Here is a 15,133-nt window from a genome sequence, read left to right on the forward strand (position 1 = left end):
ACCACAGAGAGAATGCCATGCACCGCTATCGCAGTCACAGCTGCGCCGCCCTGCGCAAGGGGGATGTCGGCGAGACGGTCCGCCTGTCCGGCTGGGCGCATCGCATCCGCGACCACGGCGGCCTGCTGTTCATCGACCTGCGCGATCACTACGGCCTGACGCAGATCGTCGTCGATCCCGATTCGCCGGCCTTCAAGGCGGCCGAAACGGTGCGTGGCGAATGGGTCATCCGCGTCGACGGCGTGGTCAAGGCGCGCTCCGACGAAACGGTGAACGCCAAGCTGCCGACGGGCGAGATCGAAGTGTTCGCGCAGGAGATCGAGGTGCTGTCGGCCTCGAAGGAGCTGCCGCTGCCGGTCTTCGGCGAGCCGGACTATCCCGAGGACATCCGCCTCAAATACCGCTTCCTCGATCTGCGCCGCGAGACGCTCCACCGCAACATCGTGTCGCGCACGAAGATCATCGCGGAGATGCGCAATCGCATGAGCGGGGCAGGCTTCACCGAGTTCTCGACGCCGATCCTGACGGCGTCCTCGCCGGAAGGCGCGCGCGACTTCCTGGTGCCCTCGCGCATCCATGGCGGCAAGTTCTACGCGCTGCCGCAGGCGCCGCAGATCTACAAGCAGCTGATCATGGTCTCGGGCTTCGATCGGTACTTCCAGATCGCGCCCTGCTTCCGGGATGAAGATCCGCGCGCGGACCGCCTGCCGGGCGAATTCTACCAGCTCGACCTCGAGATGAGCTTCGTCGAGCAGGAGGACGTGCTGGCCACGATGGAGCCGGTGATCCGCCAGGTGTTCGAGACCTTCGCCGACGGCAAGCCGGTGACGCAGGAATTTCCGCGCATCGCCTATGACGAGGCGATCCGCAAATACGGCTCCGACAAGCCGGACCTGCGCAACCCGATCGAGATGCAGGACGTCTCCGAACATTTCCGCGACTCGGGCTTCAAGGTCTTCGCCAACATCCTCGCCTCCGGCGAGCAGAACCAGGTCTGGGCGATCCCGGCGAAGACCGGCGGTAGCCGTGCCTTCTGCGACCGGATGAATAGCTGGGCGCAGGGCGAGGGCCAGCCGGGCCTCGGCTACATCTTCTGGCGCAAGGAAGGCGACGCCGTGCAGGGCGCCGGCCCGCTCGCCAAGAACATCGGCGAGGAGCGCACCGAGGCGGTCCGCCAGCAGCTCGGTCTCGACGATGGCGACGCCTGCTTCTTCGTCGCCGGCGATCCTAAGAAGTTCTACCCCTTCGCGGGCGCGGCAAGGACGCGCGCCGGCGAGGAACTGAACCTCGTCGACCGCGACCGCTTCGCGCTCTGCTGGATCATCGATTTCCCGTTCTACGAGTGGGACGAGGAGAACAAGAAGGTCGAGTTCGGCCACAACCCGTTCTCGATGCCGCAGGGCGGCATGGAAGCGCTGGAGAACCAGGATCCGCTGACCATCAAGGCGTACCAGTACGACATGGTCTGCAACGGCTTCGAGATCGCCTCGGGCGGCATCCGCAACCATCTCGTCGAGACCATGGTCAGGGCCTTCGGGATCGTCGGGCTCGATCGCGAGACGGTGGAGGAGCGCTTCGGCGGCCTTTACCGGGCCTTCCAGTACGGCGCGCCGCCGCATGGTGGCATGGCCGCCGGCGTCGATCGCATCGTCATGCTGCTGGTCGGCGCCAAGAACCTGCGCGAGATCACCATGTTCCCGATGAACCAGCAGGCGCAGGACCTTCTGATGAACGCGCCGGCCGAGGCGTCGCCGCAGCAGCTGCGCGAACTCAGCCTGCGGGTGGCGGTGGCCAAGAAGGACGCCTGAGCCATCACGGGCTTGTGACCCGTTCGCGTTGGTAGCGCGGACGGGGCGTCGACATATCCCCTGTGACGGAATTTCTCCGCTCAGGGAGTGACACGCGACCATGGACCAGACCGAAAAGCAGCTCATTCACGGTCTCTTCGACCGGCTCGACCAGGCCGAACGCACCGCGCCGCCGCGCGACGGCGAGGCCGAATCCTTCATCCGCGAGCGGATCGGCAGCCAGCCCGGCGCGCCGTATTTCATGGCCCAGACGATCATCGTCCAGGATCAGGCCTTGGCCGCGGCCAAGGCGCGGATCGACGAGCTGGAAGCCGGCACGGCTTCCGGATCGCAGCAATCGGCGGCGTCGCGCGGCGGGCTGTTCGGTAATCTCACGGGTGGGTCGAGCCCGGCATCGCAACGCCCTGCAAGCTCCGCCTGGGGCCAGCGCGGCAGCGCCAGCGTGCCGTCGGCCGGCATGCGACGGGGTGGCGGCGGCGGCGGCTTTCTCGCCGGGGCGGCCCAGACGGCGCTCGGCGTTGCCGGCGGCGTGATGCTCGGCTCGATGCTGGGCAGCCTTTTCGCCGGTGACGACACGGCGGCGGCTGACGCCGGTGGGGCCGACGAGACGGCGGCTGCGGAGCCAGAGGCGGATGCCGGCTACGAGGAGACCGGCTTCGATGATGGCGGCGATTTCGGGGGCGGCTTCGACGACATCTGAGAAGCGACCCAATGACGAGGCTTGATCCTCGGCGGCCCTTGTAGATCGAGCCGCGCCACCCAGATCGGGCGGCGCGGCTTTTTCGCGTCAGTCGTCGGTGGCGTCGTTGGCCGAAACGCTCAGCGCCAGGACGCTCGGCAGGGTCTGCGGCGCGCCCATGGCTGCTCCGATCACCTGCGTCGCCGGTACCGGAGCGGTCGGCTCGATGGCGATCGACAGGGACTGCGGATCGTTGAGGAAGGTCGTCACGGCCGATATCACCTCCTCCTGAAAAGTCGGGTTCTGGAGGTAGGAGAGCATCGCCGGCAGCATGCCGGTGAGGCCTTCGATCAGCTGCTCGCGGGTCTGGCCGTTCTTCTCGGCGTAATAGTCGAGCAGCTTGTCGGTCAGGCTGTCGTCGACGAAGACCAGGTCGGCCGAATCGAGAAAGAGCTGCGACACCAGGCCCATCATCGCCATGCCGGCGGCCGACTGGTTGTCGGGATTGGATGCCATCTGCTGCTGCAGCTGCTTCAGCGATTCGATGAAGGCCGGCGTGTAGCCGCTGATCGCATAGGTGAACGACAGGCTGCCGGCATCGGTGAGATCGATGTCGAACGGGTCGAGCTCCAGAAGGCCGGTCGTCGGGTTCCAGGTCGCCGTGCCGGCGATGTTGCCGCCGAGGGTCGCATAGCCGAGCTCCCGCATCGTCGTGGCGCTCTCGGCGTTGTCGTTGGCGGCGGTGAAGTCGGCGTCGAACGTGCCGAGATCGAATTCCGAGGTCAGCGTCCCGTCATCGGCGATCTCGTTCTCCATCGAGGCATCGCTGAGGCTGAAGACCTTCTTGCCGTCCTTCTCGACATTCACCGACTCCACTGCGGCCCTGTCGAAGAAGAGCTCGGAGAAGCTCATCGCCGCGGGCGTATCGGTCGCTTCCGTGCCGACGAGGTGCAGCCCCTCGATGACGATGCCGGTTACCGTCGAGTGGGTGCCTTCCTCGGTCTCGTCGATGTCGGCGATCGGCACCCGCTCGACCGTCCAGCCCTCGGCGGTCGAGCCGGTGACGTTCTCGAAGGTGATCTCCTCGATCTTCTCGGAACTTTCGGCGGAGGCAGGCGAGAAGCGCACGCCCCTCAGCACCACGTCGTCGCCGTCCTCCTCCGCGGCGTCGAAGCTCATCTCGACACTCTGGGTCGATGCGACGGCCTTGAGCCGGTCGGCAAAGGCCTGGGCGTCGACGGCAAAGGCCGAACTGGTGCACAGGAGCAGCGCCGCCGTGGCGGCGGCCGGAATGCCTGTCTTGATGATCATGAAAACCTCTTGAAACGGCGCCTCGGCATGCTGCCGGTCGGGCGGTATCGCTACATCCGACGCAATCTAGGACGGAAGCGGCTGGCTGATAAGGGAGTGTCGGCGACGAAGATGCCGCGGTGATGGCCGTGCGGCGGCGGCGCCGAGGCACGCAGTCCGGTGCGAGACAAAGCACTGGATAAGCGGCGTTCCGGTCTTGTTCCGGCTGGCGCGGTGCCCTAGAGGGGCGGGATGGGCAAGTTGACCGATCCGCCGGCCGGCGCCGGGGACATCGAACCGATCGATCTGAAGGCGGCGCTCGAGGAGCGCTACCTCGCCTACGCGCTGTCGACGATCATGGGCCGAGCGCTGCCTGACGTGCGCGACGGCATGAAGCCGGTGCACAGGCGCATCGTCCATGCGATGCGCGTGCTGCGGCTCGATCCCGGCCAGGGCTACAAGAAATGCGCCCGCATCGTCGGCGACGTGATGGGCAAGTTCCATCCGCATGGCGACGCCTCGATCTACGACGCGCTGGTGCGGCTCAGCCAGGATTTCGCGATCCGCTATCCGCTGATCGACGGGCAGGGCAACTTCGGCAATATCGACGGCGATAGTGCCGCTGCGATGCGCTACACCGAAGCGCGGATGACCGAGGTCGCGACGCTGCTGCTGCGCGGGATCGACGAGGACGCGGTCGATTTCCGGGCCACCTACAACGAGGAGGACCAGGAGCCGGTCGTGCTGCCGGGCGCCTTCCCGAATCTCCTGGCCAACGGGTCCTCCGGCATCGCCGTCGGCATGGCGACCTCGATCCCGCCGCACAACGCCGCCGAGCTCTGCGACGCGGCGCTGAAGCTGATCGAGAATCCCGACGCCACCACCGACATGCTGCTGCGCTTCGTGCAGGGACCGGATTTTCCGACCGGCGGCGTCGTCATCGACAGCCAGGCGGTGATCCGCGAGGCCTATGATACCGGGCGCGGTGGCTTCCGGGTGCGGGCGCGCTGGGAGAAGGAAGAGCTGGGGCGCGGCGGCTACGTCGTCGTCGTCACCGAGATCCCCTACCAGGTGCAGAAGTCCAAGCTGATCGAGAAGATCGCCGAGCTGCTGCAGGCCAAGCGCCTGCCGCTGCTTGCCGACATCCGCGACGAATCGGCCGAGGACGTGCGGATCGTGCTGGAGCCGAAGAGCCGTACGGTGGACGCCGAGATCCTGATGGAATCGCTGTTCCGGCTGACCGATTTCGAGACCCGCTTCCCGCTCAACATGAACGTCCTCTCCGGCGGCAAGGTGCCGCGGGTCATGTCGCTCAAGGACGTCCTGTCCGAATGGCTGGCGCACCAGCGCGAGGTGCTGGTGCGGCGTGCCCGCTTCCGGTTGGCGCAGATCGAGCGGCGGCTGGAGGTGCTGGGCGGCTACCTGATCGCCTTCCTCAATCTCGACGAGGTGATCCGGATCATCCGCGAGGAGGACGAGCCGAAGCCGACGCTGATGCGCATCTTCGAGCTCACCGACGTGCAGGCCGAGGCGATCCTCAACATGCGGCTGCGCTCCCTGCGCAAGCTGGAGGAGTTCGAGCTGCGCCGCGAGTTCGAGCAGCTGACCGAGGAGAAGGCCGGAAAGGAGGCGCTGCTGGCCTCCGACACGCAGCAATGGGCGGCGATCGCCGCCGAGGTCCGCGAGGTTCGCGAGACTTTCTCCAAGAAGACCAGGCTCGGGCGGCGCCGCACCCTGTTCGCCGACGCGCCGAACCACGCGCTCGACGACATTACGGTCGCGCTGATCGAGAAGGAGGCGGTGACGGTCGTCCTGTCGAAGAAGGGCTTCCTGCGCGGCATGCGCGGCCATCTGACGGACTACAGCGGGCTCACCTTCAAGGAAGGCGACGGGCTGAAGCTCGCCTTCCCGGCGATGACCACCGACAAGCTCCTGTTCCTGTCGACCGGCGGCCGGGCCTTCACGCTGGGTGCCGACAAGCTGCCGAGCGGCCGCGGCCAGGGCGAGCCGATCCGCCTCGCCTTCGAGTTCGACGACGAGCAGGACATCGCGGTCGCCTTCGTGGCCGATCCGGAGCGCCGGCGGCTGCTCGTGTCGTCCGACGGTAACGGCTTCGTCGCGACCGAGGCCGACATGCTGTCGGCAACGCGCAAGGGCAAGCAGATGATGAACGTCACGGCCGGCGTGCGGCTGGCGCTGGCGGTGCCGGTGGGCGAGGGCGATCACGTCGCCATCGTCGGCGAGAACCGCAAAATGCTGGTCTTCCCGCTGGTTCAGGTGCCGCAGATGGCCCGCGGCAAGGGTGTCCGGCTGCAGCGCTACAAGGATGGCGGCGTCGCCGACACCCGGGTGTTCCGCATGGCGGACGGGCTCGCCTGGTCGGATTCGGCCGGGCGCGCCTTCGTGCGCTCCGAGGCCGAACTGCTGGAGTGGCGCGGCGACCGGGCGCAGGCGGGTCGGCTCGTGCCCAAGGGTTTCCCGAAGAGCAATCGCTTCGCCGGCTGAGCCGGGTTCCGGTCCTTCGCGTCGGGTCCGTCCCGGTGGCCGCCCCCGTGAAGCGGCGCCGGCCCGTCGGCGATCAGCCCTCGTAGCGTTCCCAGCCCTTGGCCATCAGGTGTTCCTGCGGCTGGAAGCGGATCTTGTAGTCCATCTTGCGCGAGCCGTTCACCCAGTAGCCGAGATAGAGATAGGGCAGGCCCATACGCCGCGTCCGCTCGATATGATCGAGGATCATGTAGGTGCCTAGGCTGCGTGCGGTCTCCGTCGGCTCGAAGAACGAATAGACCATCGACACGCCGTCGCCCATGACGTCGCTGAGCGCCACCGCGACCAGATCGCCGTCCGAGGCGGCAGTGAACGCCGAATCCGGGCCGCGCTCGCGATACTGGATCAGCCGCGTGTCGACCTGGCTGTCCTCGACCATCATCGCATAATCAAGAACGCTCATCTCCGACATGCCGCCATGCGTGTGGCGGTCGTCGAGATAGCGCCGGAACAGCGAATATTGCTCGCTGGATGGGCTTGGCTCGCTCATCCGTCCGACGAGGTCGGCGTTGCGGGCGAGCACCCGGCGCATCGATCGGCTTGGCCGGAACTCGTCGACGAGGATCCGCACCGAGACGCAGGCGCGACAGCGCTCGCAGGCCGGCCGATAGGCGATGTTCTGGCTGCGGCGGAAGCCGCCCTGGCTGAGCAGGTCCAGCAGCCCCGGCGCGCGATCACCGACGAGATGGGTGAACACCTTCCGCTCGGCCTGTCCGGGCAGATAGGGGCAGGCGGACGGGGAAGTGAGGAAGAACTGCGGAGTCTGCGGATGATGCACGGTCATGGACGCAAACCCTCCCTCACAGCGCGTAGTACCACGGTGCAACGAGCGAAAAAGTTAACCACACGAGGATCACCAGTGGAATGCCCGCCTTGAGGAAGTCCACGAAGCGGTAGCGCCCCGGCCCCATGACCAGGAGATTGGTCTGGTAACCGATCGGTGTGGCGAAAGATGCGTTGGCGGCGAAGATGACGCAAGCCAGGAATGGCTCCGGCGCGACTCCGAGACGCCGGGCCATGTCGAGGGCAAGAGGGGTGAAAAGCACGGCCGTGGCGTTGTTGGACAGAAGGTTCGTCATGACCGCGATGACCAGGAACAGGCCCGAGAGGATGATGGCGGGCGGCATTCCCGTGAGCATCGATACGGTTCCGTCGGCGATCAGCGCGGCGCCGCCGGTGCGCTCCAGTGCCGTTGCGGCGGCGATCGAGGCGCCGACCAGCATGAAGATCGAGCGGTCGAAGGAGCGCGCCGCCTCGCCGATGGTTAGGCAGCCGGTCGCCACCATCAGCAGCGCCCCGAGGACGGCGAGCACCACGATCGGCAGCACGCCGGCCGCCGACATCAGCACCACGGCGAAGAAGATCGAGCTGGCGAGCGCGGCCTTCGCTCCCTGCGGGATCGGCCGGGCCGAATATTCCAGCAGCAAAAGATCGTGATTGCCGCGCAAGGCGGCGATCGCGGCCTCGCGGCCGCACAGGAGCAGCGTGTCGCCGGGCTCCAGCCGGATCTCCGACAAGGCCGAGCGGGCCATCCGGCTCTTTCGCTGCAGGCCGAACAGGGTGATGCCGAACTGCGTCCGCAGGCCGGAATATTGCATCGTGCGCCCGGCATAACGCGAGCCCGGCGCCACCACCGCTTCGGCCATGACCATGTCCGGGCCGATCTTGTTCGTGTGCTCGTCGCCGCCCTGGCCGGAAGGATCGAGCGCCTTGATCGTCAGGTTGCCGCTCGACAGCGCCTTGGCGTAGGCGCGGCGCGTCGCGGTGACGATCAGCCGGTCGCCTTCCGTCAGCGTGATGTCGTCGAAGGGCGGCAGGATCGTCTCCTCACCGCGCAGGATCATCCGCGGCGTCAGGTCGCCGAGGCCGGTGAACAGTCCGGCCCGCGCGGTGATGCCGGCAAAGGCATGGCCCTCGATGATGTCGAGCTCGCCGAGAAACTGCTTGCCGCCCGGGTCCACCAGGCGCCCGCCCGAGCCATCGCGCACCTTGAGGATCTTCGGCATGATCTTGATCACGTAGAATGCACCGACTGCCGCGATCGCGATGCCAGGCACGGTGATGTCGAAGAAGCCGATCGTGATGTTCGACCGTTCGGCGACGCCCGCGACGAGGAGGTTCGTCGAGGAGCCGAGCAGGGTCGTCATGCCGCCGAGGATCGACAGGAAGGACAGCGGCATGAACACCCGCGATGGCGCAACGCCTCGCTGGGTGGCGAGCATGGTCAGTATCGGAATGAAGATCACCACGACGGGGGTGTTGTTGAGGAAGGCCGAGAGCGCCATCGCCGCCAGCAGCACAATGGCGACCGCACCCGTTCCCGCCGAGCCGCCGAGCCGCGCCAGCCAGCGCGTCGGCAGCGCCATCGCGTCGGTGGCGAAGAGGCCCTGGCCGATCATCAGCAGCGCCATGACCGTGATCAGCGCGGGGTTCGCGAAGCCCGACAGCATGTCGGCGGCCGTGACCTCGATGCCGGCGGGATCGCGGAAGGGCAGGGCGGCAAACAGGATGAGGAAGGCGGTAAGCGATGCGGCGGCCACGGCCTCGATCGGCCAGCGATCGAGCGCGTAACCGACGATGCTGCCGAGGATCAGCAGGTAGGTCGCCCAGAGGTGAAAGGAATCCATGAACCGCCGCGTCTTGTTGAACGAGGCAGCTTATCGGTTCCGGTGGCGGGCGTTGCAAGCCGTGCCTGCCATCTGCCGACGCCGGCGGCGGCTCGCCGACGCTGGCGCCGGTCCTGGCCTGGTCAGTTGTCGCGGACGATGACCGTGCCGAGGAGGAGATCGTGGAGCAGCTGCTTGCGGCCGGTGAACAGCGCGACGAGCAGCACCAGCGGCGTCAGCACCGAGACCGAGGCCCAGAACAGGACGCCGTGCAGCACCGCCAGCACTGGCTCGACCGGCGCACCGTCCAGCCGACGGACGCGAAGGTCGGCCAGGCGCATGCCGGGCGTCGCCTGCGCCGCGCTGCCCATGGTGAAGCCGACATAGACGATGGCGATCACCGGCAGGAGTACGGCGTAAAGACCCCAGGCGAGCCCGAGCGAGACGAGGCCGAGGACGAACACGACGATCGCCGCCGGGATGGAGAGGATAAGGACCAGCGCGTAGTCGAACAGGAAGGCGACGATCCGGCGCGTGCGGACCCCCGAATACAGCCGCGGCTCGTCCAGATCGCGCGCGGCGGCGGCGTTCACGTAGCTGGTCTCGGCCTGGTAGCTCATCTCGAATATCCTCGGTCGGAAGCGGTCATCCCATGAAATGGGAACCCCGATGCCGCGACGCAACAGGCCGGCAAGGCGGTGTCAGCGTGTCTTCAGGTGCGCCGCGACCCGCGGCGAGAAATAGCTGAGGATCCCGGCCGCGCCAGCCCGCTTGAAGCCGCCGAGGCTTTCCAGCATGGCCTTTTCGCCGTCCAGCCAGCCGTTCTGCGCAGCGGCCATGATCATCGAATACTCGCCGGAGGTCTGGTAGGCGAAGGTCGGCACGCCAAGCTCGCGCGACAGCCGGCTGACGATGTCGAGATAGGGCATTCCCGGCTTGACCATGATCATGTCGGCGCCTTCGGCTATGTCCTGCGCCGCCTCGCGCAGCGCCTCTTCCGAATTGCCGTAGTCCATCTGGTAGGTGCGCTTGTCGCCGCGCAGCATCGCCCCCGAGCCGACCGCATCGCGGAACGGGCCGTAGAAGGCCGAGGCGTATTTCGCCGAATAGGCCATGATCAGCGTATCCCGCAGCCCAGCCGAGTCGAGCGCGCCGCGGATGCAGGCGACGCGACCGTCCATCATGTCCGAAGGACCGATGATGTCGCAGCCCGACTGCGCCTGGACGACAGCCTGGCGGCACAGCATGTCGACGCTCTCGTCGTTGAGGATGCGATCGCCCTGCATCACGCCGTCATGGCCGTGGCTGGTATAGGGATCAAGCGCGACGTCGCAGAGGATTCCGACTTCCCGTACGGCCGACTTGATCGCCCGGCTGGCGCGGCAGACGAGATTGCCCTCGTTCAGCGCTTCCGAGCCGGTCTCGTCCCGCTTGGTAGGGTCCGTGTAGGGAAACAGCGCGATCACCGGTATGCCGAGATCGCGCGCCTGGCGCGCTGCATCGACGCAGCCCTCCACCGACAGCCGGAAGACGCCTGGCATCGACGGCACCGGTTCGGCTTCGCCATCGCCTTCCCGCACGAAGATCGGCCAGATCAGATCGTCGGCGCCGAGCGTCGTCTCGCGCACCAGCCGGCGCGTCCAGTCCGCCTGGCGCAGGCGGCGCATGCGCAGCCCGCCGGTGACCGCGTCGATCCGTTCGCTGATCAGGGGAAGAGCATCGCTTCGGTGGTCCATGGGAATGTCCGTCCCTTCGCTCGGCATGGCTATCGGCGGCCGGTTGGGGCAATGGTTCGCCCGACCGCCGCGAGGCGCGAGATCTGCAGCGCCGTTGGCGCCTTGGGTAGGCTTTCGCTGCGGCGACCGCAAGATTGACGGCGGTCGCGGCGCGGCCCTAGCTTCGGACGCCAGTCGAAGCCGGGCGACCGGCGGCGTCGAAAGCGGTGCCGAGCCTGCGCCGCATGAAATTCCACGCTGGCGAGAAAGGCCGTTGCCATTGACTATCGAGCTCACCCCGCGGGACGCCCCGGCCGAAAGCCTCAACCAGCGGCTGATCGTGTGGCTCTACCGGCTCTCCGCGCTGGCCCTGTTCACTCTCGGGATCGGCTACTGGATCCGCCTGGTCGGCGTATCGGACGGCCCGTTCGATCGCTTCGACCTCATGCCGCTCTGGTGGAAGATGGCGGCGCCGGCTCTCGCCGTCCTCTACCCGGTGGCCGGAATCGGTCTGTGGCTGACGGCGGGCTGGGGTGCGGTGATCTGGATCCTGATCGCGCTGATCGAGGCGGTGATGCACCTGGGATTCCCGGAGCTGTTCGGCGGCGACCTCGTCTGGCTCGGCTTTCACGTATGGGGATTGGGCATGCTGGCGGCGTTGCGCCTCTTCGGCTGGCGCGAGGAACGCCGGGCTCGCCGCCGCTGAAACCCGCCGGCTGGATTTCGTTAAGCAAAACAATTGAACTGTCGCTCGTAAGGTCGCATTAAGCCTGCGGTTTAAGTCGAATTTTAGACGCGCCGCGTAGGTTGATTTTCAAGATGGGGTCGAAAGAGAACATCCATCAGATCAACAGCGGAGTATACTATGAACGCGCAGACGAAGAACGACCACGAAGCGCAGCCCGAGGCCAAGGCAGAGCTGAAGTCGCTTTATCTCGAGACGCTGCAGCTGGTGGAGCGTCTGCATCGTCGCCTCCTCGACGTCATCAAGGACGAGTTCGAACGCGGTGGCCGCACCGACATCAACGCCGTCCAGGCGCTGCTGCTCTTCAATATCGGCGACTCGGTGCTGACCGCCGGGGAGCTGCGCACCCGCGGCTTCTATCTCGGCTCGAACGTCTCCTACAATCTGAAGAAGCTGGTCGAGCTCGGCTTCATCAACCACCAGAAGTCGCGGGTCGATCGCCGCGCGGTGCGCGTCTCGCTGACCGACGCCGGCATGGAAGTCGCGGCCGTCGTCGCCGAGCTCTATGACCGCCACATCGGCTCGATCGACAAGGTCGGCGGCCTCGACGAGCAGGAATTCCAGAAGATGAACCGGTCGCTGCAGCGGCTGGACCGCTTCTGGAACGATCAGATCCTCTACCGGCTCTGATCTCCCGGCCGTCACGACTGCGTGAAGGCTCCGCGGCTCCTCCAAGGGCCGGCGGAGCCTTCGCGCGTTCGCGACATGCCTGCTGCCGGTAACCGTTGTAGATCAGGGGGATCGCTTCACGCTTTGGCCATATTGCGGTGCCTTACCCTTTAGTCACACAGGCGGGGAACGAGGTGCGGCCTCATGCGCCCGCGAGTGAGCCTGGAGGGCCGCTTGCGGGCGTATCCCATGCAGGGCGGCGGCGAGACGAGGGGTTACCATGACGAATGCGAACGATGGCTCGAATGCGAAGCGGCTTACGCGCCGGAACTTCGTCTTGGCGACGGCAGCGGCCGGTGCCGCGCTGCTTCCTCTCGCGGCCTTTGCCCAGAACGCGCTGAACGACCTGCTGCGCGCGCCGAGCCGCGGCAACTGGGACGACCAGTTCGACACGCGCGGCACGAGCGCCCGGCAGGTCGCCTCCAACTCGCCGGTATTCTCGCAGAACACGTTCGCGGCCACGCAGCAGGCGGTGCAGGCCTATGGCGAACTCGTCTCCATGGGCGGCTGGCAGATGGTGCCGGAGGGCGAGACCCTGCGCCTCGGCGTCACCTCGCCGTCCGTGACGGCGCTGCGCCAGCGGCTCTACGCGTCGGGCGACCTGCCGCAGAGCGCCGGCGCCTCGCCGTCCTTCGACACCTATGTCGACGCCGCCGTGAAGCGCTTCCAGGCCCGCCACGGCCTGCCGGCCGACGGTGTCGCGTCCACCCACACCTTCAAGGCGATGAACGTCCCGGCGGACCTGCGCCTGCGCCAGTTGCAGGTCAATCTCGGCCGTCTGCAGGCGGCGCTCGCCAGCGAGCGGGCCGCGCGCTTCGTCATGGTCAACATTCCGGCTGCGGCCATCGAGGCCGTCGAGAACGGCCGCGTGGTCCAGCGTCATACGGCGGTCGTCGGCAAGACCGATCGCCAGACCCCGATCCTGGACTCCAAGATCACCAACCTGAACCTCAATCCGTATTGGCACGCGCCGGCCTCGATCGTCCGCAAGGACATCATTCCGCTGATGCAGAAGGACCCGACCTATCTGGAGCGGAACGACATCCACATCTTCGACGGCAAGGGGCAGGAGATCCCGCCGGAGACGATCAACTGGAACTCCGACGACGCCGTGCGCTATCTGTTCCGCCAGGAGCCGGGCAAGAACAACGCGATGAGCTCGGTGAAGATCAACTTCCCGAACGCCCATGCGGTGTACATGCACGACACGCCGCAGCAGAGCCTGTTCTCCGAGCTGATGCGCTTCGAATCGTCCGGCTGCGTGCGCGTCCAGAACGTTCGCGACCTGATCGTCTGGATCGCCCGGGACGAGCCGGGCTGGGATCGCCAGGCGATCGAGCAGATCATCGCTGCCCGTACGCGTCAGGACATCGACTTGTCGAACCCGATCCCGGTGCACTTCACCTATGTGTCGGCCTGGGCGACCGATCCGACGGTGGTGCAGTTCCGCGACGACATCTACCATCTGGATGGCGCCGAGCAGTTGGCGATGAGCGAGCTGACCACGACCGCCTATGCGGCCGGCCAGGAAAACCCTTATGCGCGGGGCGACGACGGCTACTGATCGCCCGGCCTTTTTCGCGACTGAAAATCGGCCGGGTGCAGCGATGCGCCCGGCCGCGGCTTTTTGAAGCGGCCGCCGCGGGACGTGGTTGGTGCGCCCGGAGCGGCTGTGCTAAGGCCGTCGCGACAGGCAGGTGGGCCCCCAAGACCAGCCACTGCAACGGGAGACAACGATCATGAGCCAGGCCGTCCGCACCGGTGCCGCCAATGATTTCGGCGATTTCTTCACAGCCTCCCTGGGCGAACGCGACCCGGCGATCTTCGGAGCGGTGGGCCAGGAACTCGCGCGGCAGCGGCACGAGATCGAGCTGATCGCTTCGGAGAACATCGTCTCGAGGGCGGTGCTCGAGGCACAGGGCTCCGTCCTCACCAACAAATATGCCGAGGGCTATCCCGGCCGGCGCTATTACGGCGGCTGCGAATTCGTCGATGTCGTCGAGGACCTGGCGATCGACCGGGTCAAACAGCTGTTCGGCTGCGGCTTCGCCAACGTGCAGCCGAATTCCGGCAGCCAGGCGAACCAGGCGGTGCTGCTGGCGCTGTCGAAGCCGGGCGACACGCTGCTCGGAATGAGCCTCGATGCCGGCGGTCATCTGACGCACGGCGCCAAGCCCAACCTGTCCGGCCGCTGGTTCAACGCGGTGCAGTACGGGCTCGACCTCGAGACCGGGCTGATCGATTACGACCAGGTCGAGGCGCTCGCCGTCGAGCACAAGCCGGCGGTGATCGTCGCCGGTGGCTCGGCCTATTCGCGCCATATCGACTTCGCCCGGTTCCGGGCCATTGCCGACAAGGTGGGTGCCTATCTCTGGGTCGACATGGCGCATTTCGCCGGCCTCGTCGCTGCCGGCCAGCATCCGAGCCCGTTCCCGCACGCCCATGTCGTCACCTCGACCACCCACAAGACGCTGCGCGGCCCGCGCGGCGGCATCGTGCTTACCGACGACGAGGCGATTGCCAAGAAGATCAACTCGGCAATCTTCCCCGGCCTGCAGGGCGGGCCGCTGATGCACGTCATCGCGGGCAAGGCCGTCGCCTTCGGCGAGGCACTCACGCCTGCGTTCCAGTCCTACATCAAGAGCGTCGTCGAGAACGCCAAGGTCCTGGCCGAGACCCTGCGCGAGGGCGGGCTGGATATCGTATCCGGCGGCACCGATACCCATCTGATGCTGGTCGACCTTCGGCCGATGAATCTCACGGGCAAGCATTCGGAGACGGCGCTCGGCCGCGCCAACATCACGTGCAACAAGAACGGCGTTCCCAACGATCCGCAGAAGCCGACGATAACGTCCGGTGTCCGTCTTGGCACGCCCGCCGCGACGAGCCGCGGCTTCGGTGTCCAGGAGTTCCGGGAAGTCGGCCAGATGATCGTCGAGGTGCTCGACGGGCTTCGGTCGGCGAATTCGGAAGAGGGCAATGCCGAGGTCGAGGCGCGGGTCAAGGCGAAGGTCATCGCCCTGACCGACCGTTTCCCGATCTACCCGACGCTCTGACGCGGCGGCGCGCGTCGATCA

12 protein-coding genes are annotated in these 15,133 nt (G+C 66.8%); 7 read left to right on the forward strand and 5 right to left on the reverse strand.

What is annotated here, in order from left to right:
* Positions 1–17 precede the first annotated feature (17 nt).
* Complete coding sequence (gene aspS / locus GGR03_RS00525; RefSeq protein ID WP_183205343.1) at positions 18–1,808, forward strand: aspartate--tRNA ligase; 1,791 nt, start codon at positions 18–20, stop codon at positions 1,806–1,808.
* A 100-nt stretch (positions 1,809–1,908) separates the two neighbouring features.
* Positions 1,909–2,508 (forward strand): DUF2076 domain-containing protein, encoded by a 600-nt coding sequence (locus GGR03_RS00530; RefSeq protein WP_183205346.1) that lies wholly within the window; start codon positions 1,909–1,911, stop codon positions 2,506–2,508.
* Positions 2,509–2,595: 87 nt separating this feature from the next.
* Here the strand turns inward: GGR03_RS00530 and GGR03_RS00535 are convergent, their stop codons facing one another.
* Positions 2,596–3,798 (reverse strand): hypothetical protein, encoded by a 1,203-nt coding sequence (locus GGR03_RS00535; protein WP_183205348.1) that lies wholly within the window; start codon positions 3,796–3,798, stop codon positions 2,596–2,598.
* A 231-nt stretch (positions 3,799–4,029) separates the two neighbouring features.
* On the opposite strand from GGR03_RS00535, the gene parC reads away from it, so the two are divergent.
* Entirely contained in the window at positions 4,030–6,282 is a 2,253-nt protein-coding gene (gene parC / locus GGR03_RS00540) for a DNA topoisomerase IV subunit A (protein ID WP_183205350.1), read from the forward strand.
* A 73-nt stretch (positions 6,283–6,355) separates the two neighbouring features.
* Here the strand turns inward: parC and GGR03_RS00545 are convergent, their stop codons facing one another.
* The 4 genes from GGR03_RS00545 to hemB all read right to left on the reverse strand — a co-directional run bounded on the left by GGR03_RS00545 (position 6,356) and on the right by hemB (position 10,663).
* Positions 6,356–7,105: an arginyltransferase gene (locus tag GGR03_RS00545; protein WP_183205351.1), complete on the reverse strand. Its 750-nt coding sequence runs from the start codon at positions 7,103–7,105 to the stop codon at positions 6,356–6,358.
* Positions 7,106–7,121: 16 nt separating this feature from the next.
* Positions 7,122–8,948, reverse strand: coding sequence for an SLC13 family permease (locus tag GGR03_RS00550; RefSeq protein ID WP_183205353.1), 1,827 nt, complete (start codon positions 8,946–8,948; stop codon positions 7,122–7,124).
* Between the two features lie 122 nt (positions 8,949–9,070).
* Positions 9,071–9,547 (reverse strand): RDD family protein, encoded by a 477-nt coding sequence (locus tag GGR03_RS00555; protein WP_183205355.1) that lies wholly within the window; start codon positions 9,545–9,547, stop codon positions 9,071–9,073.
* 81 nt (positions 9,548–9,628) lie between these two features.
* On the reverse strand, positions 9,629–10,663 hold the full coding sequence (hemB, locus tag GGR03_RS00560) for a porphobilinogen synthase (protein ID WP_183205357.1): 1,035 nt from the start codon (positions 10,661–10,663) through the stop codon (positions 9,629–9,631).
* Between the two features lie 253 nt (positions 10,664–10,916).
* Here hemB and GGR03_RS00565 point away from each other — a divergent pair, with 253 nt between their 5' ends.
* The 4 genes from GGR03_RS00565 to glyA all read left to right on the forward strand — a co-directional run bounded on the left by GGR03_RS00565 (position 10,917) and on the right by glyA (position 15,112).
* A complete protein-coding gene (locus GGR03_RS00565; RefSeq protein WP_246367549.1) occupies positions 10,917–11,348 on the forward strand; it encodes a DUF6163 family protein in 432 nt (143 codons plus the stop codon).
* Between the two features lie 159 nt (positions 11,349–11,507).
* Positions 11,508–12,017: a transcriptional regulator LdtR gene (ldtR, locus tag GGR03_RS00570; RefSeq protein WP_183205360.1), complete on the forward strand. Its 510-nt coding sequence runs from the start codon at positions 11,508–11,510 to the stop codon at positions 12,015–12,017.
* 259 nt (positions 12,018–12,276) lie between these two features.
* Complete coding sequence (locus GGR03_RS00575; RefSeq protein WP_183205362.1) at positions 12,277–13,620, forward strand: L,D-transpeptidase family protein; 1,344 nt, start codon at positions 12,277–12,279, stop codon at positions 13,618–13,620.
* 175 nt (positions 13,621–13,795) lie between these two features.
* Positions 13,796–15,112: a serine hydroxymethyltransferase gene (gene glyA / locus GGR03_RS00580; protein ID WP_183205364.1), complete on the forward strand. Its 1,317-nt coding sequence runs from the start codon at positions 13,796–13,798 to the stop codon at positions 15,110–15,112.
* Positions 15,113–15,133: the final 21 nt, after the last annotated feature.

It is taken from the genome of Aurantimonas endophytica (assembly GCF_014196845.1).
Classification (GTDB): domain Bacteria; phylum Pseudomonadota; class Alphaproteobacteria; order Rhizobiales; family Rhizobiaceae; genus Aurantimonas; species Aurantimonas endophytica.

Bases quoted from the DNA above. Each gene is read 5' to 3' on its own strand.
- aspS (WP_183205343.1), top strand. From the start codon at position 18: ATGCACCGCTATCGCAGTCACAGCTGCGCCGCCCTGCGCAAGGGGGAT.
- GGR03_RS00530 (WP_183205346.1), top strand. From the start codon at position 1,909: ATGGACCAGACCGAAAAGCAGCTCATTCACGGTCTCTTCGACCGGCTC.
- GGR03_RS00535 (WP_183205348.1), bottom strand. From the start codon at position 3,798: ATGATCATCAAGACAGGCATTCCGGCCGCCGCCACGGCGGCGCTGCTC.
- parC (WP_183205350.1), top strand. From the start codon at position 4,030: ATGGGCAAGTTGACCGATCCGCCGGCCGGCGCCGGGGACATCGAACCG.
- GGR03_RS00545 (WP_183205351.1), bottom strand. From the start codon at position 7,105: ATGACCGTGCATCATCCGCAGACTCCGCAGTTCTTCCTCACTTCCCCG.
- GGR03_RS00550 (WP_183205353.1), bottom strand. From the start codon at position 8,948: ATGGATTCCTTTCACCTCTGGGCGACCTACCTGCTGATCCTCGGCAGC.
- GGR03_RS00555 (WP_183205355.1), bottom strand. From the start codon at position 9,547: ATGAGCTACCAGGCCGAGACCAGCTACGTGAACGCCGCCGCCGCGCGC.
- hemB (WP_183205357.1), bottom strand. From the start codon at position 10,663: ATGGACCACCGAAGCGATGCTCTTCCCCTGATCAGCGAACGGATCGAC.
- ldtR (WP_183205360.1), top strand. From the start codon at position 11,508: ATGAACGCGCAGACGAAGAACGACCACGAAGCGCAGCCCGAGGCCAAG.
- GGR03_RS00575 (WP_183205362.1), top strand. From the start codon at position 12,277: ATGACGAATGCGAACGATGGCTCGAATGCGAAGCGGCTTACGCGCCGG.
- glyA (WP_183205364.1), top strand. From the start codon at position 13,796: ATGAGCCAGGCCGTCCGCACCGGTGCCGCCAATGATTTCGGCGATTTC.